Source organism: Micromonospora sp. NPDC005206 (assembly GCF_040608175.1).
In the GTDB taxonomy this organism is placed as follows: domain Bacteria; phylum Actinomycetota; class Actinomycetes; order Mycobacteriales; family Micromonosporaceae; genus Micromonospora.
Window position 1 is genome coordinate 177,650 of the sequence record NZ_JBEXHU010000005.1, and the last position, 23,636, is coordinate 201,285.

Annotated in this window: 15 protein-coding genes; 11 read left to right on the forward strand and 4 right to left on the reverse strand. The window is 72.7% G+C overall.

Annotated elements, in window-relative coordinates; genetic code table 11:
* Window positions 1-178 precede the first annotated feature (178 nt).
* Together ABZU69_RS08995 and ABZU69_RS09000 are read right to left on the reverse strand one after the other, a co-directional pair.
* Entirely contained in the window at window positions 179-847 is a 669-nt protein-coding gene (locus tag ABZU69_RS08995) for a DUF305 domain-containing protein (protein WP_354963823.1), read from the reverse strand.
* Between the two features lie 8 nt (window positions 848-855).
* Window positions 856-1,656, reverse strand: a complete 801-nt coding sequence (locus ABZU69_RS09000) for a DUF3105 domain-containing protein (RefSeq protein WP_354963824.1) — start codon at window positions 1,654-1,656, stop codon at window positions 856-858.
* Between the two features lie 98 nt (window positions 1,657-1,754).
* On the opposite strand from ABZU69_RS09000, the gene argS reads away from it, so the two are divergent.
* The 9 genes from argS to ABZU69_RS09045 all read left to right on the forward strand — a co-directional run bounded on the left by argS (window position 1,755) and on the right by ABZU69_RS09045 (window position 19,356).
* Window positions 1,755-3,422: an arginine--tRNA ligase gene (gene argS / locus ABZU69_RS09005; RefSeq protein WP_354963825.1), complete on the forward strand. Its 1,668-nt coding sequence runs from the start codon at window positions 1,755-1,757 to the stop codon at window positions 3,420-3,422.
* A 6-nt stretch (window positions 3,423-3,428) separates the two neighbouring features.
* The gene (lysA, locus tag ABZU69_RS09010; protein ID WP_354963826.1) at window positions 3,429-4,814 is read left to right on the forward strand and encodes a diaminopimelate decarboxylase; all 1,386 of its coding nucleotides are present in this window, start codon (window positions 3,429-3,431) and stop codon (window positions 4,812-4,814) included.
* An 8-nt stretch (window positions 4,815-4,822) separates the two neighbouring features.
* Window positions 4,823-6,133 carry a homoserine dehydrogenase gene (locus ABZU69_RS09015; protein ID WP_354964012.1) on the forward strand — a complete coding sequence of 437 codons (1,311 nt, stop codon included), beginning with the start codon at window positions 4,823-4,825 and terminating at the stop codon, window positions 6,131-6,133.
* 139 nt (window positions 6,134-6,272) lie between these two features.
* Window positions 6,273-7,322: a threonine synthase gene (gene thrC, locus ABZU69_RS09020; protein ID WP_354963827.1), complete on the forward strand. Its 1,050-nt coding sequence runs from the start codon at window positions 6,273-6,275 to the stop codon at window positions 7,320-7,322.
* A gap of 150 nt (window positions 7,323-7,472) precedes the next feature.
* Window positions 7,473-10,763, forward strand: coding sequence for an efflux RND transporter permease subunit (locus tag ABZU69_RS09025; protein WP_354963828.1), 3,291 nt, complete (start codon window positions 7,473-7,475; stop codon window positions 10,761-10,763).
* Between the two features lie 153 nt (window positions 10,764-10,916).
* The gene (locus tag ABZU69_RS09030) at window positions 10,917-12,161 is read left to right on the forward strand and encodes an MFS transporter (RefSeq protein ID WP_354963829.1); all 1,245 of its coding nucleotides are present in this window, start codon (window positions 10,917-10,919) and stop codon (window positions 12,159-12,161) included.
* A 64-nt stretch (window positions 12,162-12,225) separates the two neighbouring features.
* The gene (thrB, locus tag ABZU69_RS09035) at window positions 12,226-13,170 is read left to right on the forward strand and encodes a homoserine kinase (RefSeq protein ID WP_354963830.1); all 945 of its coding nucleotides are present in this window, start codon (window positions 12,226-12,228) and stop codon (window positions 13,168-13,170) included.
* A gap of 296 nt (window positions 13,171-13,466) precedes the next feature.
* Window positions 13,467-15,593 (forward strand): transcription termination factor Rho, encoded by a 2,127-nt coding sequence (gene rho, locus ABZU69_RS09040; RefSeq protein WP_354963831.1) that lies wholly within the window; start codon window positions 13,467-13,469, stop codon window positions 15,591-15,593.
* A 277-nt stretch (window positions 15,594-15,870) separates the two neighbouring features.
* On the forward strand, window positions 15,871-19,356 hold the full coding sequence (locus ABZU69_RS09045; protein ID WP_354963832.1) for a phosphodiester glycosidase family protein: 3,486 nt from the start codon (window positions 15,871-15,873) through the stop codon (window positions 19,354-19,356).
* A 43-nt stretch (window positions 19,357-19,399) separates the two neighbouring features.
* Here ABZU69_RS09045 and ABZU69_RS09050 read toward each other — a convergent pair whose 3' ends face one another.
* Window positions 19,400-20,296 (reverse strand): AAA family ATPase, encoded by an 897-nt coding sequence (locus ABZU69_RS09050; RefSeq protein ID WP_354963833.1) that lies wholly within the window; start codon window positions 20,294-20,296, stop codon window positions 19,400-19,402.
* Between the two features lie 275 nt (window positions 20,297-20,571).
* Here ABZU69_RS09050 and rpmE point away from each other — a divergent pair, with 275 nt between their 5' ends.
* Together rpmE and prfA are read left to right on the forward strand one after the other, a co-directional pair.
* Window positions 20,572-20,796, forward strand: coding sequence for a 50S ribosomal protein L31 (gene rpmE, locus ABZU69_RS09055; RefSeq protein ID WP_007464546.1), 225 nt, complete (start codon window positions 20,572-20,574; stop codon window positions 20,794-20,796).
* Between the two features lie 132 nt (window positions 20,797-20,928).
* Window positions 20,929-22,017: a peptide chain release factor 1 gene (prfA, locus tag ABZU69_RS09060; RefSeq protein ID WP_354963834.1), complete on the forward strand. Its 1,089-nt coding sequence runs from the start codon at window positions 20,929-20,931 to the stop codon at window positions 22,015-22,017.
* Between the two features lie 49 nt (window positions 22,018-22,066).
* On the opposite strand, the gene ABZU69_RS09065 is transcribed toward prfA, so the two are convergent.
* Window positions 22,067-23,614, reverse strand: coding sequence for a GGDEF domain-containing protein (locus tag ABZU69_RS09065; protein WP_354963835.1), 1,548 nt, complete (start codon window positions 23,612-23,614; stop codon window positions 22,067-22,069).
* Window positions 23,615-23,636 lie beyond the last annotated feature (22 nt).

Below are 23,636 nucleotides of genomic sequence, written 5' to 3' on the forward strand. Positions count from 1 at the left end.
CAACGAGCCCGAATCGCAACTGGTCACGATATGTGTGGAGAAAACTCTCTAAGCAACGTAATCGGTTGGACCGACCAAAGCGCCCAAAAGGGACGACAGGGGGCAAGGGGCATCAGTAGGGCCCGCGCCCCGCCGGTTTCACGGCGATGACGCGGGCCCGGTGTGCCCGTACGGTGGATCAGCCCTTGGCCTGCGCCTGGAGCTGCCGGAGGTTGTTCAGCTCGTTCTGTTGGGTGGCCTTCATGGTGCGCGCCACCCGAAGCACCTCGGCGTTGTCGGTCTCGCCGAGCACCGCGTCGATCATGTGGATGCCGCCGAGGTGATGGTTGATCATCAGGGTCAGGAACTGGCGGTCGACCTCGACGCCCTGGGCGTCGCGCAGCCCGGCCATCTCCTGCGGGGTCGCCATCCCCGGCATCAGCCCGTTCTTCACGGTCGCCCCGTCGGACATCCACGACATCGGAGGCTGCGACCCGGTCGGGCTCAGCTCCCACTCCCGCAGCCAGGTCTGCATGGCGCCGATCTCGCCCTGCTGCCCGGTGGCGATGTCCACGGCCATCTGCCGTACCCCGGGCAGCGTCGCCGACCGGTAGGCGGTCAGGCTCATCTCCACCGCCTGGGTGTGGTGCGTCGTCATGTCCCGAGCGAAGCCCGCCTCGACCGAGGTGTCACCGGGCCGGGTGAGGCCCGGGGTGAGCAGGCCGCCGGCGTACCCGAGGAGCAGGCCCACCACCAGCATGGCGGCCAGGGCCAGTACGCCGTAGCGCCGCGCCGCGGGGCGGTCGCCCCGATCCGGGGCGACCGGAGCCTCGTCGTGCTCGCTGTCGGTCGTGGCGGGAGCAGTCATCGCCGTCCTTACTGGGTGGGCATCTGGGCGTCGAGGTCACGCGGCGTGGTGCCGGTGGCGGTGACACCCTGGTTGCAGAGTGCGGTCGGGCCCTCGACGGAGGCGTTCACGCGCAGGTCCTTGATGAACTCGTCGATCCGCTTGTCGTCGGCGTTGTCGACCTTGAGCTGGAAGCCCCAGGCCTGGAGCGAGATCGGCTTGTCCAGGCCCTCGTACGGGCTCATCATCGTCTTCTCGACGCCACGCACCTTGCCGGCGAGCTTGTCGACCTGGTCCTTCGGCAGGTCCGGGCGGTAGGTGATCCACACCGCGCCGTGCTCCAGGCTGTGCACCGCGTGCTCGTTGGCGATCGGGGCGTCGTACACCTCGCCCATGCAGTTCTGCCAGGCGGCGTTGTGCACCCCACCCACCGGCGGCGAGACCTTCCAGGTCAGCGGGCCGGACTTGTGCGACTCGTACTTCAGGCTTTCCGGGTCCGACTTGCGGATGTTGACGATGCCGTCGATGGCGTTCGCCCGCTTGTCCCACGGCTTGGCGCCCTGGAACGACGCCCAGGCGCCGTAGCCGATGATGCCGGCCGCGAGCACGCCCACGGCGACGAAGAGAGCGATCGGGCCCCAGGCCCGGCCCTGGCTCACCTTGACCGGGGCGATCGGCTTGCGGGGACCCTTGCCACCTGCCCGCGGAGTGCCCGCCGGCTTGCCGGAGCCGGCCTTGGCGCCGGACGCCGGCCGGCCCGCGGCCGGCTTCTTGCCGGTGCTGACCACGGTCGGGCGGCGCTCAGGGCCACCCGGGGTGCTGATGCTCATCGTGCCTCGTCAGGTCGGTTGGTCAGGGGAGGTGGCGGGCCGGATGACGCGCAGGGTCGCCGCCGAGTGCCCGAGTCTACCCCCGATAACATGGTTCGGTGACTCCTGCAGAACTAGCCTCGGTCGTCCTCACCGCTGCCCACGCCGTCTTCGCCGAGCGTGGCCTCGACCACGCCGCGCTGCCGGAGCGTACGGCGGTGGAGCGACCCCGCAACCCCGAGCACGGCGACTACGCCTCCACGCTCGCCCTGCAGCTGAGCAAGAAGGTGGGTGTGCCGCCGCGCGAGCTGGCCGCCGCCCTGGCCGATGAGCTGGGCCGGGCGCCCGGGGTCAAGTCGGTGGAGATCGCCGGGCCAGGCTTCCTGAACATCCGGCTGGACGCGGCCGCCGCCGGCCAGCTCGCCCGGGTGATCGTCGAGGCCGGCGCGGAGTATGGCCGCAGCGACCGGCTCGCCGGCGAGAAGATCAACCTGGAGTTCGTCTCGGCCAACCCGACCGGCCCGGTGCACATCGGTGGGGTCCGCTGGGCGGCCGTCGGTGACGCGCTCAGCCGGCTGCTGCGGGCCACCGGCGCCGAGGTGGGCACGGAGTACTACTTCAACGACGCCGGCTCGCAGATCGACCGGTTCGCCCGTTCGCTGCTCGCCGCCGCGAAGGGCCAGCCCGCGCCGGAGGACGGGTACGGCGGGGCGTACATCTCCGAGATCACCGCTGAGGTGCAGGCCCGCCGGCCCGACGTGCTGACCATGGACGACACCGCCGCCCAGGAGGTGTTCCGGGTCGAGGGCGTCGCGCTGATGTTCGACGAGATCCGCTCCTCGCTGCGCGACTTCGGGGTGGAGTTCGACACCTACTTCAACGAGAAGGACCTGCACGACCGGGGTGAGCTGGACCTCGCCCTGGCCCGGCTGCGCGAGCAGGGTCAGGTCTACGAGTCCGCCGGCGCCACCTGGCTGCGCACCACCGACTTCGGTGACGACAAGGACCGGGTGCTGCGCAAGTCCGACGGCGAGTGGACGTACTTCGCCGCGGACTGCGCCTACTACCTGGACAAGCGGGAGCGCGGCTTCGAGCGGGTCGTGATCATGCTGGGCGCCGACCACCACGGCTACATCGGCCGGATGAAGGCGATGGCCGCGTGCTTCGGGGACGACCCGGAGCGCAACCTGGAGATCCTCATCGGCCAGCTGGTCAGCCTGCTGCGCGACGGCGCCCCGATGCGGATGAGCAAGCGGGCCGGCACGGTGATCACCCTGGAGGACCTGGTCGACGCGATCGGGGTGGACGCCTCCCGGTACGCGCTGGCTCGCTACTCCAGCGACTCGCCGATCGACATCGACATCGAGCTGTGGACCCGGGCGACCCGCGACAACCCGGTCTACTACGTGCAGTACGTGGCGGCCCGGACGGCGGGTGTGGCCCGCAACGCCGCCGAGGTGGGGCTGCTCCAAGGCGACGCCGACGCGTTCCGCCCCGAGCTGCTCGGGCACGAGAAGGAGAACGAGCTGCTCAAGGCGCTCGCCGAGTTCCCGGCGGTGGTGGCCACCGCCGCCGAGCTGCGGGAGCCGCACCGGGTGGCCCGCTACCTGGAGGAGAGCGTCGCCGCCTCCTTCCACCGGTTCTACGACAACTGCCGGGTGCTGCCGTTGGGCGACGAGGAGGTCACCGACCTGCACCGGGCACGGCTCTGGCTCAACAACGCCACCCGCACGGTGATCGCCAACGGCCTGCACCTGCTCGGCGTCTCCGCTCCCGAGAGGATGTAGTACCTGATGCGTGCTCACGAGGCTGGTGCGCTGCACGGCGACATCGGCAGCCGAGGGCCGGCCTGGCTGCGTACCCCGGACGACGTCAACGCCCTGATGCCGGGGCTGTGGCCGCGCACCGTGACGCGCGGCGCCGACGGCGCGCTCGCCGTCGCGGGCCTGAGCGTCCGCGACCTCGCGGCCGAGTTCGGCACCCCGATGTACGTGCTGGACGAGGACGACGTGCGGTCGCGCTGCCGGGACTTCCGGTCCGCCTTCCCGACCGAGGACGTCTACTACGCCGGCAAGGCGTTCCTGTGCCGGGCTGTGGTCCGGATGATCGCCGAGGAGGGGTTGCACCTCGACGTCTGCACCGGCGGTGAGCTGGCCACCGCCCTCGCGGCCGGGATGCCGCCGGAGCGGATCGGCTTCCACGGCAACAACAAGTCGGTGACCGAGCTGGCCCGGGCGCTGGACGCCGGTGTCGGGCGGATCATCCTCGACTCGTTCATCGAGATCGACCGGCTCACCGCTCTGGCCCGCGAGCGGGGCGTCCGCCCCCGGGTCCTGGTCCGGGTCACCGTCGGGGTCGAGGCGCACACCCACGAGTTCATCGCCACCGCCCACGAGGACCAGAAGTTCGGCTTCTCCCTGGCCGGTGGCGCGGCCGCGGCGGCCGCGTTCAAGGTCCTCGACGAGGGCGTGCTGGAGCTGCGCGGCCTGCACTCGCACATCGGCTCGCAGATCTTCGACGCCAGCGGTTTCGAGGTCTCCGCCCGTCGGGTGCTCGCCCTGCAGGCCCAGATCCGCGACGCGCGCGGGGTGGAGCTGCCCGAGCTGGACCTGGGCGGCGGTTTCGGCATCGCGTACACCACCCAGGACGACCCGGCCACTCCACAGGACCTGGCCAAGCGGCTCCGCAAGATCGTCGACTCGGAGTGCGCCGCCGAGCGGCTCGCCGTGCCGCGGCTCTCCATCGAGCCGGGGCGGGCCATCGTCGGGCCGTCCGTGTTCACCCTCTACGAGGTCGGCACGGTCAAGGATCTCGACGGCATCCGGACGTACGTCAGCGTGGACGGCGGGATGAGCGACAACATCCGGACCGCGCTCTACGACGCCTCGTACTCGGCGACGTTGGCCTCTCGGGCGTCGACGGCGCAGCCGATGCTCGCCCGCGTGGTGGGAAAGCACTGTGAGTCCGGGGACATCGTGGTGAAGGATGAATTCCTGCCCGCCGACGTGCAGCCCGGCGATCTTGTCGCGGTGCCCGGCACGGGCGCCTACTGCCGCAGCATGGCCAGCAACTACAACCACGTACCGCGGCCACCGGTGGTCGCGGTACGCGACGGCCAGGCGCGTCTGATCGTCCGGCGGGAAACCGAAGAGGACCTGCTCGCATTGGATGTTGGATGACGTCACCTGTGCGCTTGGCGCTGCTCGGCTGTGGCACGGTCGGCCAGGAGGTGGTCCGGCTGCTGCACGAGCAGGGCATCGACCTGGCCGCCCGGATCGGCGCACCGCTGGAGATCGCCGGCATCGCCGTCCGTCGGCTCGGCCGGGACCGCGGTGACCTGCCGATCGACCCGACCCTGTTCACCACCGACGCGCTCGGCCTGATCAAGCGCGACGACGTGGACGTCGTGATCGAGGTGGTCGGCGGTATCGAGCCGGCCCGGAGCTGGCTGGTCGAGGCGCTGCGCGCCGGCAAGAGCGTGGTCACCGCCAACAAGGCGCTGCTCGCCGAGGACGGCGTGGCGCTGCACGACGCGGCGGCCGAGGGCGGTGGCGACCTCTACTACGAGGCGTCCGTGGCCGGGGCCATCCCGCTGCTGCGCCCGCTGCGCGAGTCGCTGCACGGCGACCGGATCAACCGGGTCACAGGCATCGTCAACGGCACCACCAACTTCATCCTCTCCGCCATGGACGCCACCGGCGCCGGCTTCGCCGAGGCCCTCGAAGAAGCCACCGAGCTGGGGTACGCGGAGGCCGACCCCACCGCCGACGTGGAGGGCTTCGACGCGGCGGCCAAGGCGGCGATCCTCGCCTCACTGGCGTTCCACACCCGGGTCGGCGCCGCCGACGTGCACCGGGAGGGGATCACCGAGGTGACCGCCGCGGACGTGGCCAGCGCGCAGGCGATGGGCTGCACGATCAAGCTGCTCTGCATCGCGGCCCGGGGTGTCGACCCGGCCGGCCGGGACACGGTCAGCGTCCGGGTGCACCCGGCGATGATCCCGCGCAGCCACCCGCTGGCAAGCGTCGGCGACGCGTTCAACGCGGTCTTCGTGGAGGCGGACGCGGCCGGGGAGCTGATGTTCTACGGCCGGGGCGCGGGTGGCGCGCCGACCGCCAGCGCGGTGCTCGGCGACGTGGTGGCGGTGGCCCGCAACCGGCTCGCCGGGGTGCGCGCGGCCAGCGAGAGCGCGTACGCCGACCTGGCGGTCCGGCCGATGGGCGAGGCGCTGACCCGCTACCACGTCAGCCTGGACGTGGCCGACCGTCCGGGTGTGCTGGCCGCGGTGGCCGGCGTGTTCGCCCGGCACGACGTGTCGATCGCGACCGTGCGGCAGGGTTCGGCCGGCGGCTCGCCCGGCCGGGACGGCGACGCCGAGCTGGTGATCGTCACCCACGTGGCGCCGGACGCCGCGCTCGCCGCGACCGTGGGCGAGCTGCGCGGCCTGGACATCGTCCGGTCGGTGACCAGCGTGCTGCGGGTCGAGGGCGGGGTGTGAGTCGTTGACCCGGTGGTGGGACGGGCACGCTCGTCCCGCCAGGTGGGTAACCCGGGGTCTGCCGCCGGTCGCTCCGGCAGGCTGGTCCAGGGTGGCCTGAACCTCAGGTCGACGCGACGGTAGAGGCGAGGAGAACGACATGTGGCGGGGTCTGATCGAGGCGTACCGGGACCGGCTGCCGGTCACCGCGGCCACGCCCGTCGTCACGCTGCACGAGGGGAACACCCCGCTGCTGCCCGCGCCGGTGCTCTCCGCCCGGATCGGGTGCGACGTGCACCTCAAGGTGGAGGGCGCCAACCCGACCGGCTCGTTCAAGGACCGCGGAATGACCGTCGCGGTCTCCAAGGCGGTCGAGGCCGGCAACAAGGCCATCATCTGCGCCTCCACCGGCAACACCAGTGCCTCCGCCGCGGCGTACGCGGCACGGGCCGGGCTGACCTGCGCGGTGCTGGTCCCGCAGGGCAAGATCGCGTTGGGCAAGCTGGCCCAGGCGCTGGTGCACGGCGCGAAGCTGCTCCAGGTGAGCGGCAACTTCGACGACTGCCTGGCGACGGCCGCCAAGCTCGCACAGGACTACCCGGTCGCGCTGGTCAACTCGGTCAACATCGACCGGCTGCACGGGCAGAAGACCGCCGCCTTCGAGATCGTCGAGGCGCTCGGTGACGCGCCCGACATCCACTGCCTGCCGGTCGGCAACGCCGGCAACATCTCGGCCTACTGGATGGGGTACTCGGAGGAGCACGCCGCCGGCGCCACCACCCGGGCGCCGAAGATGTACGGCTTCCAGGCCGCCGGGGCGGCGCCGATCGTCACCGGACAGGTGGTGGCGGAGCCGTCGACCATCGCCACCGCGATCCGGATCGGCAACCCGGCGAGCTGGACCAAGGCCCTGGACGCCCGGGACGCCTCGGGTGGCCTGATCGCGGCGGTGACCGACCGGGAGATCCTGTCCGCGTACCGGCTGCTCGCCCGCGAGGTGGGGGTCTTCGTCGAGCTGGGCAGCGCGGCCAGCGTGGCCGGTCTGCTCCAGCAGGCCGCGGTGGGCGCGATCCCGGCCGGTTCGACGGTGGTCTGCACGGTGACCGGTCACGGCCTGAAGGACCCGGAATGGGCGATCTCCACCGCGCCCGCCCCGATGACCATCGCGAACGATCCGCTGGCCGCGGCCCGCGCCCTCGATCTGGCCTGAGCGGCCACCGCTCCCGACCGTCGGGGCCCGGCCGACCGTGGAACGCGGCGGCGTTGGGGCGGCAGGGGTCCGGCGGGGGGCGGGGTGATCGAGTCAGGCACACTTTCGGGTATCCCCGCCCGCCTTCTCGTTCAGGAGTGAGCCAGGCCGATGTCGCTGCTCGCCAGATTCAGCCTCGCCAACCGAGGGCTGGTCGCCCTCATCGCGGTGGTGACCACGGCGTTCGGAGCGTTCGCCGTGCCGTCGCTGAAGCAGCAACTGCTGCCGTCGCTCGAATTCCCGGCCGCGTTCATCGTGGCCGCCTATCCCGGCGCCGGACCCGAGATCGTCGAGTCGCAGGTGACCGAGCCGATCGAGAACGCGCTCCAGGGCATTCCCGGGCTGGACCAGGTCACGTCGACCTCCCGCGAGGGGGCGGCGACCGTCCAGGTGCTGTACGAGTTCGGCACCGACCTGGACGACGTGGTCAACAAGATGCAGACCGCGCTGAGCCGGATCGACGCCCAGCTGCCGGAGAGCGTCGACCCGCAGGTCATCGCGGGCAGCACCGACGACCTGCCGGCGGTGGTGCTGGCGGCGACCGGCGCGGCGGACGAGCGGGCGCTCGCCGAGAAGCTGCGCGCGACGGTGGTGCCGGAGCTGGAGGGCATCGAGGGGGTCCGTACGGTCGAGGTGACCGGCACCCGCGACGACGTCGTGGTGGTCACCCCGGACCCGGCCAAGCTGGCCGCGGCGAAGCTCCAGCCGACCGCGATCGGCGCCGCGCTGAAGACCAACGGCGTGTCGGTGCCGGCCGGCGCGGTGACCGACGGTGGCCTGGCCCTCCCGGTGCAGGTCGGCACGCCGGTCGCCACCCTGGCCGATCTGCGCGGCATCGTGGTCGCCCCCGGGGCCGCCCCGGTGCGTCTCGGTGACGTGGCGACCGTCGAGCAGCAGCTCGCCCCGGCCACCGCGATCACCCGGACCAACGGCAAGGACAGCCTCGGCATCGCGGTCACGGCGTCGCCGGACGGCAACGCCGTGGAGATCTCGCACGAGATCCGGGACCGGCTGGCCGACCTGAAGGACGCGTCCGGCGCCGAGCTGACCGTGGTCTTCGACCAGGCGCCGTTCGTCGAGAAGTCGATCGAGTCGCTGACCACCGAGGGCCTGCTGGGCCTGCTGATGGCGGTCATCGTCATCCTGGTCTTCCTGCTGTCGGTGCGGTCGACCGTGGTCACCGCGGTCTCCATCCCGCTCTCCGTGCTGGTCGCCCTGATCGCGCTGTGGATCGGCGACTACTCGCTCAACCTGCTCACCCTCGGCGCGCTGACCATCGCGGTAGGCCGGGTGGTGGACGACTCGATCGTGGTTCTGGAGAACATCAAACGACACCTGGAGTACGGCGAGGAGAAGCGGCACGCCATCATCACCGGCGTCCGCGAGGTGGCTGGCGCGGTGACCGCGTCCACCCTCACCACGGTCGCGGTGTTCGCGCCCATCGCGCTGGTCGGCGGGTTCGTCGGGCAGCTCTTCGCGCCGTTCGCGATCACCGTGACGGTGGCGCTGCTCGCGTCGCTGCTGGTGTCACTGAGCGTGATCCCGGTGCTGGCGTACTGGTTCCTCAAGCCGCGCGGCGGCACCCCGGACGACGACGCGGTGCGCCGCGGCGCGGAGGAGAAGGAGCTGCGCAGCCCGTTGCAGCGGGCGTACCTCCCGGTGATCGGGTTCGCCACCCGAAAGCGGTCCACCCGCTGGATCACCGTCGGGCTGGGCCTGCTGGTGCTCTTCGGCACCTTCGGCCTGGCCCAGAAGCTGGAGACCAACTTCCTGGACGACTCCGGTCAGGACACGCTCAGCTTCCGGCAGGAACTGCCGGCGGGTAGCGGCCTGGCCGCCACCGACGCGGCGGCCAAGCAGGTCGAGACGGTGCTCGGGCGTACCGACGGGGTCGAGACGTACCAGGTGACCGCCGGCGGCGGGGACAACCCGTGGGCCGGCGGCGGTGGCAACAACGTCGCGAGCTGGTCCGTGGCGCTCGACGGGGACACCGACGCGAAGCAGATGCGTGAGGTGCTGCGCAAGGAGTTCGACACGCTCGGCACCGGGTTGGGCGAGATCAGCTTCGGCGGCGGGCAGGACGCCTCGACCAGCCAGCTGGAGGTGATCGTCCAGGCCAGTGACCCGGAGGTGTTGACCAGGGCCGCCGAGGCGGCCCGGACGGCGATGGCCGGGGTCCCGGACGTCGAGGACGTCACCACCAGCCTGGCCGACCGGGTGCCGCGCGTCGACGTGACCGTCGACCGGGTCGCTGCCGGCCGGGTCGGCCTCACCGAGGCCGCGGTGGGTCAGCTCGTCTCGCAGACGTTCCGCGGGGCGCCGTTGGGCCAGGTCACGCTCGACGGTCAGCAGCAGAACGTGGTGCTGCGGCTGGGCGCGCAGCCGCCGGTGTCGGTGCAGGAGCTGCGGGCGCTGCCGGTGGGTCCGGTCAAGCTGGGCGACATCGCGGCCGTGACCCAGGGCGAGGGGCCGCAGCAGGTCAGCCGGATCGATGGTGAGCGCAGCGTTTCGGTCACCGGCACGGCGACCGGCTCGAACCTGGGCGCGACCAGCCAGGAGCTGCAGAAGCGGCTGGACGCCATCGACGTGCCGGGGGCGAGCCTGACCATCGGCGGGGTCAGCGCGGACCAGGCGGACGCCTTCGGCGACCTGGGCCTGGCGGTGCTGGCCGCGATCGCGATCGTGTTCCTGATCATGGTGGCCACGTTCCGCAGCCTCACCCAGGCGCTCATCCTGTTGATCTCCATCCCGTTCGCGGCGACCGGCGCGATCGGCCTGCTGCTGGTCACCGGGACGCCGCTGGGCGTGCCGGCGTTGATCGGCGTGCTGATGCTGGTCGGCATCGTGGTCACCAACGCGATCGTGCTGCTGGACCTGATCAACCAGTACCGGGCCCAGGGCATGGGGGTCCGGGACGCGGTGGTCGAGGGCGGACGGCGCCGGCTGCGCCCGATCCTGATGACGGCGGTCGCGACCATCTTCGCGCTGCTGCCGATGGCGCTCGGGTTGACCGGCGAGGGCGGCTTCATCTCCCAGCCGCTGGCTGTCGTGGTGATCGGCGGCCTGCTCAGCTCCACGCTGCTGACGCTGATCCTGGTGCCGACGCTGTACACGATGGTGGAACACACCAAGGAATCGTTGCGGGAGCGGCGCCGCCGGCGGCGCTCCGGCGACCCGGCGGTGACCGGGCCGACCGACCCGGAGACCGCCGAGCCGGCCAGCCCGAACAAGGTGGCCGTGCCCTCCGGTGCGCCGGCGGCGACGCACGCCGAGGGCTCGCAGGCGGCGGCGGGGCGACCCGCGCCGTCGGGCGCGCTGGTGGACGGCACGGACCAGTTCGAGGTGCTACGGCTGCCCCGCAGCCGCACCTCGCCGCTGCCCCCCACGGAGCCGACCGAGTAGTCGGACCGGCACCTCGGAACGCCCCCGGCGGGTTCACCTGCCGGGGGCGTTCCGGCTCTCTGCGCGCCGACCGGTTCCGAGCGGAACCGAGGGGCCGGTCGGTGCTGCTCGCGGAGGGTATCGAGTGCGATCGACCGGGTAGCGTCGCGCTACGTGGCGTCCACCCTCTCCGTCCTGACCGGCAACCGGAGCTTTCGCAATCTCTTCCTCGCCGAGCTGGTCGTCTTCGGCGCCGACTGGTTCGTCATGGTGCCGCTGCTGGTGCTGCTGCCCCAGTTGACCGGCAGCGGGGTCTGGGGCGCGCTGGTGCTGGCGGTGGACACCGGCATCGTGGCACTGCTGCTGCCGTACACGGGCACGGTGGCCGACCGGTTCGACCGACGCAAGGTCATGATCGCCGCGAACGTGGCGGCGCTGGCGGGCGTGCTGCTGCTGCTCGGCGTCCGGAGCGCCGGGACCGCGTGGCTGGCGCTGGTGGCGATCGGCGTGGTCGCGGTCGCCAAGGCGTTCTACTCGCCGGCCGCCCAGGCCGCGCTGCCCAACGTTCTGGAGCCGCACGAGCTGGCCGCCGGCAACGCCGTTGCCGGTTCGGCCTGGGGCACCATGACGGTGGTCGGCGCCTCGCTCGGTGGCGTGCTCAGCTCGGCCGTCGGCCCGTACGCCTGCTTCTGGGTGGCGGCGGTGGGCCTGGCGCTGGCCGCGGGCCTCGCCGGGCGGATCCGGCGGCCGTTGCAGGCGCCACGGGACGTCGACCAGCCGGCCCAGCGGACCTGGCCGGCGGTCCGCGAGGCGCTCGTCTACATCGGGCACCGGCCGCGGGTCCTGGCGCTGGTCACGGTGAAGTCGGCGGTCGGCCTGGGCAACGGTGTGCTGACGGTGTTTCCGCTGCTCGCCAGCGTGTACGGGGTCGGCTCGCTGGGCGCCGGCCTGCTCTTCGCGGTACGCGGGGCGGGGGCCCTGGTGGGGCCCATCCTGATGCGCCGGGTGCTGACCAACCGGTCCTGGCTGCTGCCGGGGCTGGCGCTGTCCATGTCGCTCTACGGCCTGTCCTACCTGGGCGCGTCGGTGGTCCGCTGGTTTCCGCTGGTGCTGCTGCTGGTCTTCGTGGCGCACTTCGCGGGCGGCAGCAACTGGGTGATGTCGAACTTCGCCCTCCAAGGCGAGGTGCCGGACCGGTTGCGCGGTCGGGTCTTCGCCACCGACATGATGCTCGCGACGCTGGCCATCTCGGTGAGCCAGCTGGCGGTGGCCCTGGTGGTGGACGTGGTGGACGAGCGCGTGGTGCTGGCCGGCTGCGGGCTGGTCACCCTCGTGTACGCGGTCGGCTGGCGGATCGCCACCCGCCGGCTCTCGCTCACCGACCCGGTCGCCGAACCGGTTCCGAACCCGGCCGGCTGAGCTCGCCGGTCCCACGCTGCGGGCGTCGGACCGGATCGTCGGTGCCGACCCCTAGCATGAGCGCGTGCCGATGAACTTCAGCCCCGGGCCGGTCCGGGTTCGGGTCCCCGCGACCAGCGCCAACCTGGGCCCGGGCTTCGACGCGCTGGGCCTCGCCCTCGGGCTCTACGACGACCTGGCGGCCGAGGTCGCGCCGGGTGGGGTCCGGGTGACGGTGACCGGGCAGGGTGCGGGTGAGCTGCCCGACGACGACCGGCATCTGGTGGTGCGGGCCATGCGGGCCGCCTTCGACGTGCTCGGTGGGCAGCCCGCGGGGCTGATCGTGGAGTGCGTCAACCGGATCCCGCAGGCCCGTGGGCTGGGCTCCTCGTCCGCCGCGATCATCGCCGGGGTGTTGTTGGCCCGCGCCCTGGTCGCCGACGGGGAGCACCGGCTGGACCCGGCGGCCGTGCTCCGGCTGGCCGCCGAGATCGAGGGCCATCCCGACAATGTCGCGCCGTGCCTGCTCGGCGGCTTCACGCTGGCCTGGTCCGAGCCGACCGGCGCTCGCGCGGTGTCCCTGGCCGTCGCCGACGGGGTGCGGCCGACAATTTTCGTGCCTTCGGAGCGGGGGCTGACCGCGACCGCGCGGGCCGCGTTGCCGGCCACCGTGCCGCATGGCGACGCCGCGTTGACCGCCGGGCGGGCGGCGCTGCTGGTGCACGCGCTGACCGCGGACCCGTCGCTGCTGCTGCCCGCCACCGTCGACCGGCTCCACCAGGCCTACCGCGCACCGGGGATGCCGGGCACATCGGCCCTGGTCAACGCGTTGCGAGCGGCCGGTGTGGCGGCTGTTGTCAGTGGGGCCGGGCCGACCGTGCTGGCGCTCAGCGAGCCGCCGCCAAGCCTCCCGGTGGGAACAGATTGGCAGATCTGGCAGTTACCGATAGACGTCAGCGGTGCGCGGGTTGCTCGGGGTAGACTTGGACACGCCGAGCGGGACCCTGTTGCCGCAGGTCGGAAGAGTTGATTACGCTCTAGACCTAGCACAGCCGCGAAGCACGCGATCTCCTGCGGGGCGGCGCACCCCCGAAGCTCTCGGCGGTCAGCCCGTCACCCCTGCCAAGGCCCACGCCGCGCCGCAGTTTCCACAGGTCGCCGCAGACGGCGAGACCTGCTCACCGATGTTTGGTGAGTCGGGAAACCGACCGGCTGCTGTGTCACAGACTCCCGCGACGCGTCCTTGCGAGGCGGGTGCACCGAGGCCGCCCGGCCACCTGAGTCCGACTCCGGGCAGTCACGGCCTTTACCGAGGGAAGGAATCCATTGAGCGACACCACCGACGTGACGTCGGATGTTTCCAACGTCGCTGGCGATGCCACCACCGCCGCTCCCGCCCGTCGTCGGCGTAGCGGCACCGGTCTGTCGGCGATGCTGCTGCCAGAGCTGCAGAGCCTGGCCGCGTCGCTCGGCATCTCCGGCACGGCTCGCATGCGTAAGGGCGAGCTGATCGCCGCGATCTCCGAGCGGCAGGGCGGCAACGCCGCCGGTACCCCTCGACCGCGGGCCGAGGTCGCGGCTGCGGCCGCTCCGACCCGCGAGGAGGTGCGGGAGACCGTGGACCGTCCGGCGGCGGAGGGACGCACCGACCAGGCGCCGGCCGAGCCGGCCGCCGAGACCGAGAGCCGGGGCCGTACCCGGCGGAGCCGGACCGCCGCGGCGGAGGCGCGTACCACTGAGGCGCGCACCACCGAGGCGCGCACCGATGAGGCGGAGGCCGGCGAACGGACCGAGAACCGCCGGGACCGGGCCGAACGCCCGGAGCGGGCCGAGCGCCCGGAGCGCACCGAGCGTGCCGAGCGCCCGGAGCGCACCGAGCGGGCCGAGCGGGCCGAGCGCACTGAGCGTGCCGACCGCACCGAGCGGGGCGAGCGTGCCGAGCGGGGCGAGCGTGCCGAGCGGGGTGAGCGCACCGAGCGCGGCGAGCGTGCCGAGCGTGCCGAGCGGGGCGAGCGCAACGACCGGGGCGAGCGTGCCGAGCGAGGCGAGCGTAACGATCGGCCGGAGCGTGCCGACCGGGGCGAGCGTGCCGAGCGCAACGAGCGTGGTGACCGCAACGACCGCAACGATCGGGGCGACCGCAACGACCGTGGTCAGCGCGCCGAGCGCGACAACGACGGCGACGGCGACGGCGACGACGGCGGCCGGCGCGGCCGGCGTAGCCGCTTCCGGGACCGTCGGCGGGGCCGGGGCGACCGCCCAGAGACCGGTGGCGACACCGGAGGGCGCGAGCCGCAGGTCGGCGAGGACGACGTGCTCGTCCCGGTGGCCGGCATCATCGACGTGCTCGACAACTACGCCTTCGTGCGGACGACCGGCTACCTGGCCGGCCCGAACGACGTGTACGTGTCGATGTCCCAGATCAAGAAGTACGGCCTGCGTCGCGGTGACGCGATCACCGGTGCGGTGCGTGCGGCCCGCGAGGGCGGCAACAGCGGCGATCAGCGGCGGGACAAGTACAACCCGCTGATGCGGCTGGACACGATCAACGGGATGGAGCCGGAGGAGGCGCGGCGCCGGCCGGAGTTCTACAAGCTCACGCCGCTCTACCCGCAGGAGCGTCTGCGGCTGGAGACCGAGCCGCACATCCTCACCACCCGGGTGATCGACCTGGTCATGCCGATCGGCAAGGGCCAGCGGGCGCTCATCCAGTCTCCGCCCAAGGCGGGTAAGACGATGGTGCTCCAGGCGATCGCGAACGCGATCACCCGGAACAACCCGGAGTGCCACCTGATGGTGGTGCTGGTGGACGAGCGGCCCGAAGAGGTCACCGACATGCAGCGGTCGATCAAGGGCGAGGTCATCGCGGCCACGTTCGACCGGCCGCCGCAGGACCACACGACGGTGGCGGAGCTGGCGATCGAGCGGGCGAAGCGTCTGGTCGAGCTGGGGCACGACGTTGTCGTGCTGCTCGACTCGGTGACCCGGCTCGGTCGGTCGTACAACCTGGCGGCGCCGGCCAGCGGCCGGATCATGTCGGGTGGTATCGACTCCACCGCGCTCTACCCGCCGAAGCGCTTCCTCGGCGCGGCTCGCAACATCGAGAACGGCGGCTCGCTGACCATCATCGCCACCGCGCTGGTGGAGACCGGGTCCATGGCGGACACGGTCATCTTCGAGGAGTTCAAGGGCACCGGCAACGCGGAGCTGAAGCTGGACCGGAAGATCGCTGACAAGCGCACCTTCCCGGCCATCGACGTCAACCCGTCCGGTACCCGTAAGGAAGAGGTCCTGTTCGCGCCCGAGGAACTGGCCATCATCCACAAGCTCCGGAAGGTGCTGCACTCGCTGGACTCGCAGGCCGCCATGGACCTGCTGCTGGACCGGCTCAAGAAGTCCCGCACCAACATCGAGTTCCTGATGCAGATCGCGAAGTCGACGCCGGGGGAGTAACCACCCTCGGTTGACCAAACGAAGGGGCACGGCCACAGCGGCCGTGCCCCTTCGTCATGTCCATTCGACCCCTTTGCTCTGCTTACACCCGCGCAACAGTTCGGGCCTCTCCGCGTTGCGTCCGTTGAAGCAGAGCAAAGGGCGGAGGCAAGGCCGGCCCGGCGGCACGGCCCGGCGGCACGGCCCGACGCGGGGAGAGCCGACGAGGGTGGAGTTTTCCTTCGGTTCAGTCGATGCATCTTGAAACTTCTATTCAGGATCGGGTTGACTGTCGTCCATGCGTACCCGCAGACGATCCGCCCGTCGCATCGGCGTCCTGCTGCTGACGCCGATGCTCACCCTGGCTGCTCCGGTGCCGGCGACAGCCGCACCGCCGGCCGCGCCCATCGCCGCCCCCGTGGCTCCGTCCACCGTCGCCGAGGACGCGCCGCCCGCGTCGTCCCGGTCGGCCGGCTGGGTCAGTCTGGCCGCCGACCCGGCCACCGCGACCGCCCCGACCGCCGCCGTCGACGGCGTCGAGCCGGCCGGCGGCCTGGAGACCACCAAGGCCACCCGGCCAGTTGCGCCGGGCGTGCAGCTCACCTCCTTCGACCGGTACGACGCCGAGGGCTGGCTGCGTGCCGACGCCCTCACCACGGACCTCGGCAGCGGGGCCACCGTCGACTACGTCAACTCCGGAGCCGTCAGCCAGGCCGAGCCGCTGCGGGGACCGGTGGACCGCTCGCGTGCCGTCGCCGCGGTCAACGGTGACTTCTTCGACATCAACAACTCCGGCGCCGCCCAGGGCGTCGGCATCCGCGACGGTGAGCTGATCCAGTCGGCGGTCAGCGGGCACCGCAACGCGGTGGCGGTCACCGCGGACGGGCTCGGCCGGGTGATCGAGGTGAACTTCGACGGCACCGCCACCCTGCCCACCGGGCCGGTGCCGTTGACGCAGTTCAACAACATCGTGCAGGCCGACGGCATCGGCGCGTTCACCGAACTGTGGGGGACGTACCCCCGGGAGCGGGCGGTCGCGGGCGCGGCCCGGGTCGTCGAGGTCGTCGTGGCCGGCGGCCGCGTGGCCACGGTGACCACCGCGGCCGGCAGCGGCCCGATCGTCGCCGGCAGCACCGTGCTGCTCGGCCGCGACGCCGGCGCGGACGCGCTGGCCGGGCTCCGCCCCGGTGACCCGGTGACGGTCGCCTGGCAACCGAAGTCGTCCGACGGCAGCACTCTGCACGCGGCGGTCGGTGGTGGCAGCGTCCTGGTCCGCGACGGCGTCGTGCAGAGCATCGCCGACCCGTCGCTGGCGCCGCGCACGGCGGTCGGCTTCACCGCCGACGGTCGGAAAATGATCATGTTGACGGTGGACGGTCGGCAGGTCGACAGCCGCGGCGTGACCCAGACCGAGATGGGCCGGATGATGGCCGAACTGGGTGCCCACCACGCGCTCAACCTGGACGGCGGCGGCTCGTCCACGCTGCTGGCCCGGGAGCCGGGCGCCCCGGCCGTGCAGGTCGAGAACACCCCTTCCGACGGCAGCGAGCGGGCGGTGCCCAACGGCCTGGCCATCTACGCGCCGAAGGGCAGCGGCCGGCTCACCGGCTACTGGGTGGAGACCGCCAGTGACCCCACCGCCGCTCCCGGCATCTCACCGGTGCGCGGCGGCCGGCCCGACCGCGTCTTCCCCGGCCTCACCCGCACCCTCACCGCGGCCGGCTACGACGAGACGTACGGCCCGGCGGCCGGCGCGCCGACCTGGCGCGTGACCCCGGCGGTACGCGGCCGAATCGACCGCGACGGGGTGTTCCACGCCGGCGTGCCGGGGGCCAGCACGGTCACCGCGGCGCGCGGCGGGGCAACCGGCTCGCTGGGCCTCACGGTGCTCGGCCCGCTGGCCCGGGTCAGCTCCACAGTAGAACGCGTCGGGCTGACCGGCCGGGACGGCGACGCCCTGGTCGGTGTGGTCGGCCAGGACGCCGAGGGCAACACCGCACCGATCGAGCCGGCCGACCTGACCCTCGACTACGACCGGGACCTGCTGCGGATCACCTCCACCCACGACGGCAACCTCGCCGTCACCGCGCTGCGCGAGACCGGCTCCGGGCTCGTCACCGTCCACGTCGGACGACACAGCACCGTTCTCCCGGTCACCGTCGGACTGACCGACGTCCCGGTGGCCGGCTTCGACGACGCCGCGTCCTGGCGGTTCAGCCAGGCCCGGGCCAGCGGCTCGGTCGCCCCGGCGCCGGGGCACACCGGCACCGGCCTGCGGATGTCGTACGACTTCAGCCAGTCCACCGGCACCCGGGCCGCGTACGCCGACCCGCCGGCCTGGATCGAGGTGCCCGGCCAGCCGCAGGCCTTCGGCATGTGGATCCACGGCAACGGCACCGGTGAGTGGCCCAGCCTGCACCTGCACGACGCACAGGACACCCAGCACGTGCTGCGTGGCCCGCTGATCACCTGGACCGGCTGGCGGTACGTGGAGTTCGCGGTGCCGGCGGGGGTGCAGTATCCGGTGCGCGTCCGTCGGTTCTACGTGGCCGAGACCAACGCCGCCGCGCAGTACAGCAGCGAGGTGATCATCGACGACCTGGTGGCGAAGGTGCCGCCCACGGTCGACATGCCGCCGGTGGCGCCGCGTACCGATCGGGTGGTGGTCCGCGACGGCACCGTGGACGGCGCACCCTGGCGGTTCGCGGTGCTCTCCGACGCCCAGTTCGTCGCCGCCGACCCGGACAGCGACCTGGTCGCCCAGGCTCGACGGACGCTGCGCGAGGTGAAGGCGGCCCGGCCGGACTTCCTGCTGATCAACGGAGACTTCGTGGACACCGCCTACCCGGCCGACTTCGCGTTGGCCAAGCGGATCCTCGACGAGGAGTTGGGCGACGCGCTGCCCTGGTACTACGTGCCCGGCAACCACGAGATCATGGGCGCCCCGATCAGCAACTTCCAGGCCGCGTTCGGCGCCACCGCACGGGTCTTCGACCATGCCGGCACCCGGTTCGTCACCCTGAACTCGTCCACCGGGACGCTGCGCGGCGGCGGCTTCGACCAGGTGCGGATGCTGCGCGAGACGCTGGACGCGGCAGCCGCCGACCGGCGCGTCGGCTCGGTCGTCGTCCTGCACCACCACCCGCCGCGCGACCCCAGCCCGGCGCAGGCCAGCCAACTCGGTGACCGCAAGGAGGCGGCGCTGCTGGAGCAGTGGCTGGCCGACTTCCAGCACCGCACCGGCAAGGGCGCGCTGTTCGTGGGCGGGCACGTCGGCACGTTCCACGCCGACCGGGTGGACGGAGTGCCGTACGTGATCAACGGGAACGCGGGCAAGACGCCATCCACCCCGGCGGACCAGGGCGGTTTCACCGGCTGGACGGAGTTCGGCGTGGACCCGGTCAGCCCGGCCGAGGCCGACCGGGCCCGGCGCGACCCGCTCGCCGAGGGGCCCCGCTGGGTGGACGCGGAGTTCCACGCACACGTGGACCGGCTCGCGGTGAGCGCCCCGGCCAGCGTCGCGGTCGGCGTCCCGGCGCAGGTCACCGCCACGCTGACCCAGCCGGGTGGGCGTGCCGTCCCGGTGGCCGCCCCGGTCAGCGCGGACTGGTCCGCCTCGCCGGGGGTGCACATCGGCTCGGCGGCCGGGGTGCGACCGTGGCACACCGCGCGCTTCGACCCGGCCACCGGCACTCTGACCGCGCTGCGCCCCGGCGCCCCCATCCGCCTCAGCGTCACCGTCAACGGCCTCGTCGCCAACGCCACCAGCACCGTCACGCGGTGAGACTCCCGGAAGGGCCCCTCCGCGGAGGGGCCCTTCCGCACCCTCAGAAGTCGCCGTCGGCCACCTGGAAGACGGTGAGGCCGAGGGAGCGCCACATCCGGACCACCTGGACGCGGTCGTCGAAGACGCCGACCACCCGGTAGCGGTCCCGGACCTCCCGGTCGTAGATCTCCCGCTTGACGATCGCGTCCTTGCGGGAGTCGCCGACGGCGCGCAGGTGCAGGCCGAGGTAGGGAACCCGGACGTGCCGGGCCAGCCACGCCTCGGTGGCCGCCCGCGCCGAGGCGTCCCGCCCGGAGCAGAAGACGACCCCGTACCCGGCGGCGTGCATCGCCCGGACCGCCGCGATCACCGCCGGGTTCGGCTGGTCCTCGCTCACCCGGGTCATGTCGTACGGGCTGCGCGAGACGGCCAGCGCGACCGTGCCGTCGATGTCCACCAGGACGATCTCCGGTGGCTCGGTCGACGGCGGGTGCACGGCGGCGGGTCGTCCGGTGCGGGCCTGCGGCACGGGCAACGGCAGCGCCCGCCCCTCCAGGTAGCGCTCGTGCAGCCGGCAGATCACGTCCGCGCCGACGCGGTCGGACTCCGGGCGGGCGGCGTCGCGGCGCAGGCACTCGGCCAGCGGCACGTCGGTGAAGTCGTGCACCTCGAACTCCGCGCCGTACCGGGCGGCCAGTTCGGCCCAGTCCCGCAGGGTCCGCGAGCGCAGGTTGGTGTCGTCCACGCACACGTCCGCCCGGGTCCGCAGCAGCGCCTCGACCTGGGCCCGCTGCACGGTCGTCACCTGCGCCTCCGCCCACTGGGTGAAGAGCCGCTCGCCGTGCAGCATCCGGCGCAGGTCGTCACGGTTGACCCGGACCACGGACGGCTGGAGGGTCCGGGCGAAGGTGGTCTTGCCGGATGCCGGCAGGCCCCGGGTGGCGATCAGGCGGGTCATCGGCTCCCCTCCGGCTCGGCGGGCGTACCCCCGACGGGGTGCCGGGCGGCGGCCCGCCGGGTGGGTGAATGCCCGGCCGGGCGGCGGGAATGCGGACGGGAAGGCACGTGTTGACGATGCCGGACGAGGTGTGCGGCCCGATTACCGGGTCGGCTCAGGCCCATGGCACACTGGTCAATCGGCCACCGGTTCCGGTTCACGCCCGAGCCCGTCGCGCACGGCGCGACGGGCGGTGACGGCGACCCGGCGACCACCAACGAGAGGACCGAGGCGAGATGAAGGCAAACATCCACCCGGAGTACGTGACCACCGAGGTCAGCTGCTCCTGTGGCAACACGTTCACGACCCGCAGCACCGCCAAGGGCGGGGCGATCCACGTCGAGACCTGCAGCGCCTGCCACCCGTTCTACACCGGTAAGCAGCGCGTTCTCGACACCGCCGGCCGGGTCGCGAAGTTCCAGCAGAAGTACGCCAAGGTTCAGGCCAAGAAGGCCAAGTAGCTCCTCGTTCGGCGCCCGCGTCCGGTTTTCCACCGGACGCGGGCGCCGTCCGCGTTCCGCCCTTTTTCCGGCCGGCGACCGGCACTCGGTCCGGCCCGGCCGGCGCCGCACCCTCGAAGGAGCATCCGCAGCATGAGCAGCGAGCGTCTGGCCGGCCTCCTCGACGAGTACGCGCAGCTGGAGAAGCGGCTGGCCGATCCGGCGATCCACGCCGACCAGTCCACCGCGCGGCGGGTCGGCCGCCGGTACGCCGAGCTCGTGCCACTGCACAAGGCTGCCGGCGAGCTGGAGCAGGCGCGCGCCGACTTGGTCGCGGCCCGCGAGCTGGCGGCCGAGGATCCCTCCTTCGCTGCCGAGACCGAGGCGATCGCGGCGTCCCTGCCGGTCCTGGAGGAGCGTCTCGCCGAGCTGCTCATCCCGCGTGACCCGCACGACGCCAAGGACGTGATCGTCGAGATCAAGGCCGGTGAGGGCGGCGAGGAGTCGGCGTTGTTCGCCGGTGACCTGCTGCGGATGTACACCCGGTACGCCGAGCGCCACGGCTGGATCACCGAGGTGATCGACGCACAGGACTCCGACCTGGGCGGGGTCAAGGACGTCTCGCTGTCGATCAAGACCAAGGGCGTCCCCGAGGGCGGCAACGGCGTCTGGTCGCGGCTCAAGTGGGAGGGCGGCGTGCACCGGGTGCAGCGCGTTCCGGTCACCGAGTCGCAGGGTCGGATCCACACCAGCGCCGCCGGGGTGCTGGTGCTGCCGGAGGCCGAGGACGTCGACGTCAGCATCGACCAGAACGACCTGCGGATCGACGTGTTCCGCTCGTCCGGCCCGGGCGGCCAGTCGGTGAACACCACCGACTCGGCGGTGCGGATCACCCACCTGCCGACCGGCATCGTCGTCTCCTGCCAGAACGAGAAGTCCCAGTTGCAGAACCGGGAGCAGGCCATGCGGATCCTGCGGGCCCGGCTGCTCGCCGCCGCTCAGGAGCAGGCCGACGCGGCCGCCTCGGACGCCCGCAAGGCGCAGGTGCGCACGGTGGACCGCTCGGAGCGGATCCGCACCTACAACTTCCCGCAGAACCGGATCACCGACCACCGGATCGGCTACACGGCGTACAACCTGGATCTGGCACTGGCCGGCGAGCTGGACGGGGTGCTGGACGCCCTGACCGAGGCCGACCGCGCCGCCCGGCTGGCCGGCGACACCGAGCTGACCCGCCGCTGACCGCGGCGCCGCGGGGGCGCGGGGGCGCCGCCCGGCGGGCACCCGGCGGTCAGCTCGCGCGCGGACGGCTCTTGGCTCGCAGCATCTCCCGGTCGGCCTCCTCGAAGGCGACGCTGAGCGCGTCCCGCAGCCCACTTCCGACGGAGACCTCGGCGAAGCCGATGCTCACCCCGACCGGCGTCCCCGGCACCAGCGACTCCCAGTCCTCGGCGCGGACCGCCGCTTCGATCCGGCGGGCCACCTCGGCGGCCTCGGTCATGCCGGTGTCCGGCAGCACCACCACGAACTCGTCACCGCCGTAGCGGGCCACGAAGTCGCCCCGCCGCATCACCCGGTTGATCACCCCGGCGATGCGTTGCAGCACCAGGTCGCCGGAGTGGTGCCCGTGCCGGGTGTTGACCGCCTTGAAGCCGTCCAGGTCGCAGACGCCGATCACCACCCGCTCGCCGCGGGTGACCACGGCGGTGATGTACCGCTCCAGCCGCCGCCGGTTGGGCAGCCCGGTGAGCGGGTCGGTCAGCGCCTCGCCCTCGAACCGCGCCGCCTCGCGGCGCATCTCCTCGTGGTCGATCCGGGCGGCGATGCCGTCGATGTAGACGTCGCGCAACCGGTCGTTGCGCTGCGCGGCGAGCCGGAACGCGAGCCGGTCAGCCCGGTGCGCCGCCACGTGGTCCCCGGCCCGGGCCAGCGCGATGCTGCGCAGCCGGGCCGGCTCGGCCGCGCCGAGCGTCTCCGTGGACACCCGGATGGAGTCCAGCCGGGTGACCGCCTCGATCGGCCGCCCGGCGGCGACGGCCAGGCAGACCTGACCGAGTTGACGCATGTCGCGCGCCCGGGCGCTGTCCCCGCCGTGGCCGAGCAGCCGGGACGGATCGCCGTCTCCGCCGGACTCCACCCGGTCGCCGAGCGCGGCCTGCCGGGCGGCCGCGTAGCCGTACGCGGCGAGGCTGCTGGGACGCAGCCGGCCGGCCCGCCCGGCGTTCATGAACCGGGCCAGGTCGGCGGCGACGTCCCGCAGCACGCGCAGGCAGCCGTCGCTGTCGCCGTTGTGGTCCAGCGCCACGGCGTTGCGCAGCCGGATGCCGGGCGCGGCGAACGTCTCCTCCGGGATCCCGGCGGTCAGCCCCAGCTGCCGGGCCCGTTCGATCGCCCCGAGGGCGTACCCGTGGAAGCTGAGGTAGCTGTACGCCATCGCGAGGTCGTGCCAGCCCCAGGCGGTGTCCCGGTCCGGGTCCTCCACGGCGCCCAGCGCCCGGGCGGCCTTGACCAGGTGGGTGACGCAGCGGTCCAGTGCGCCCTGGTGGTGCGCGGCGAGCGCGGCCAGCGCGTTGAGGTGCCCGTGCAGATAGGGCTCGGCGAGGTCGCGGACCGCCGCCGAGGCCTCCTCGATGGCCCGGGTGAACTCCGCCGTGCGTCCGAGATTGATCAGCGCGGAGAGTCGCTGCACCATGGCGTCCGCTCGCGCCGCCGGGTCCGTCGTGCTGCGGATCACCCGCTCCAGCAGCGCGTACGACTCTGCGGAACGACTGGCCTCCTGCAACGCCCGGGCGTGCTTGAGGGCGTCAACCTGGTCATCGACCCGGTCGAGCCAGCCCACTCGCGACCTCCCGTCGTGTGCG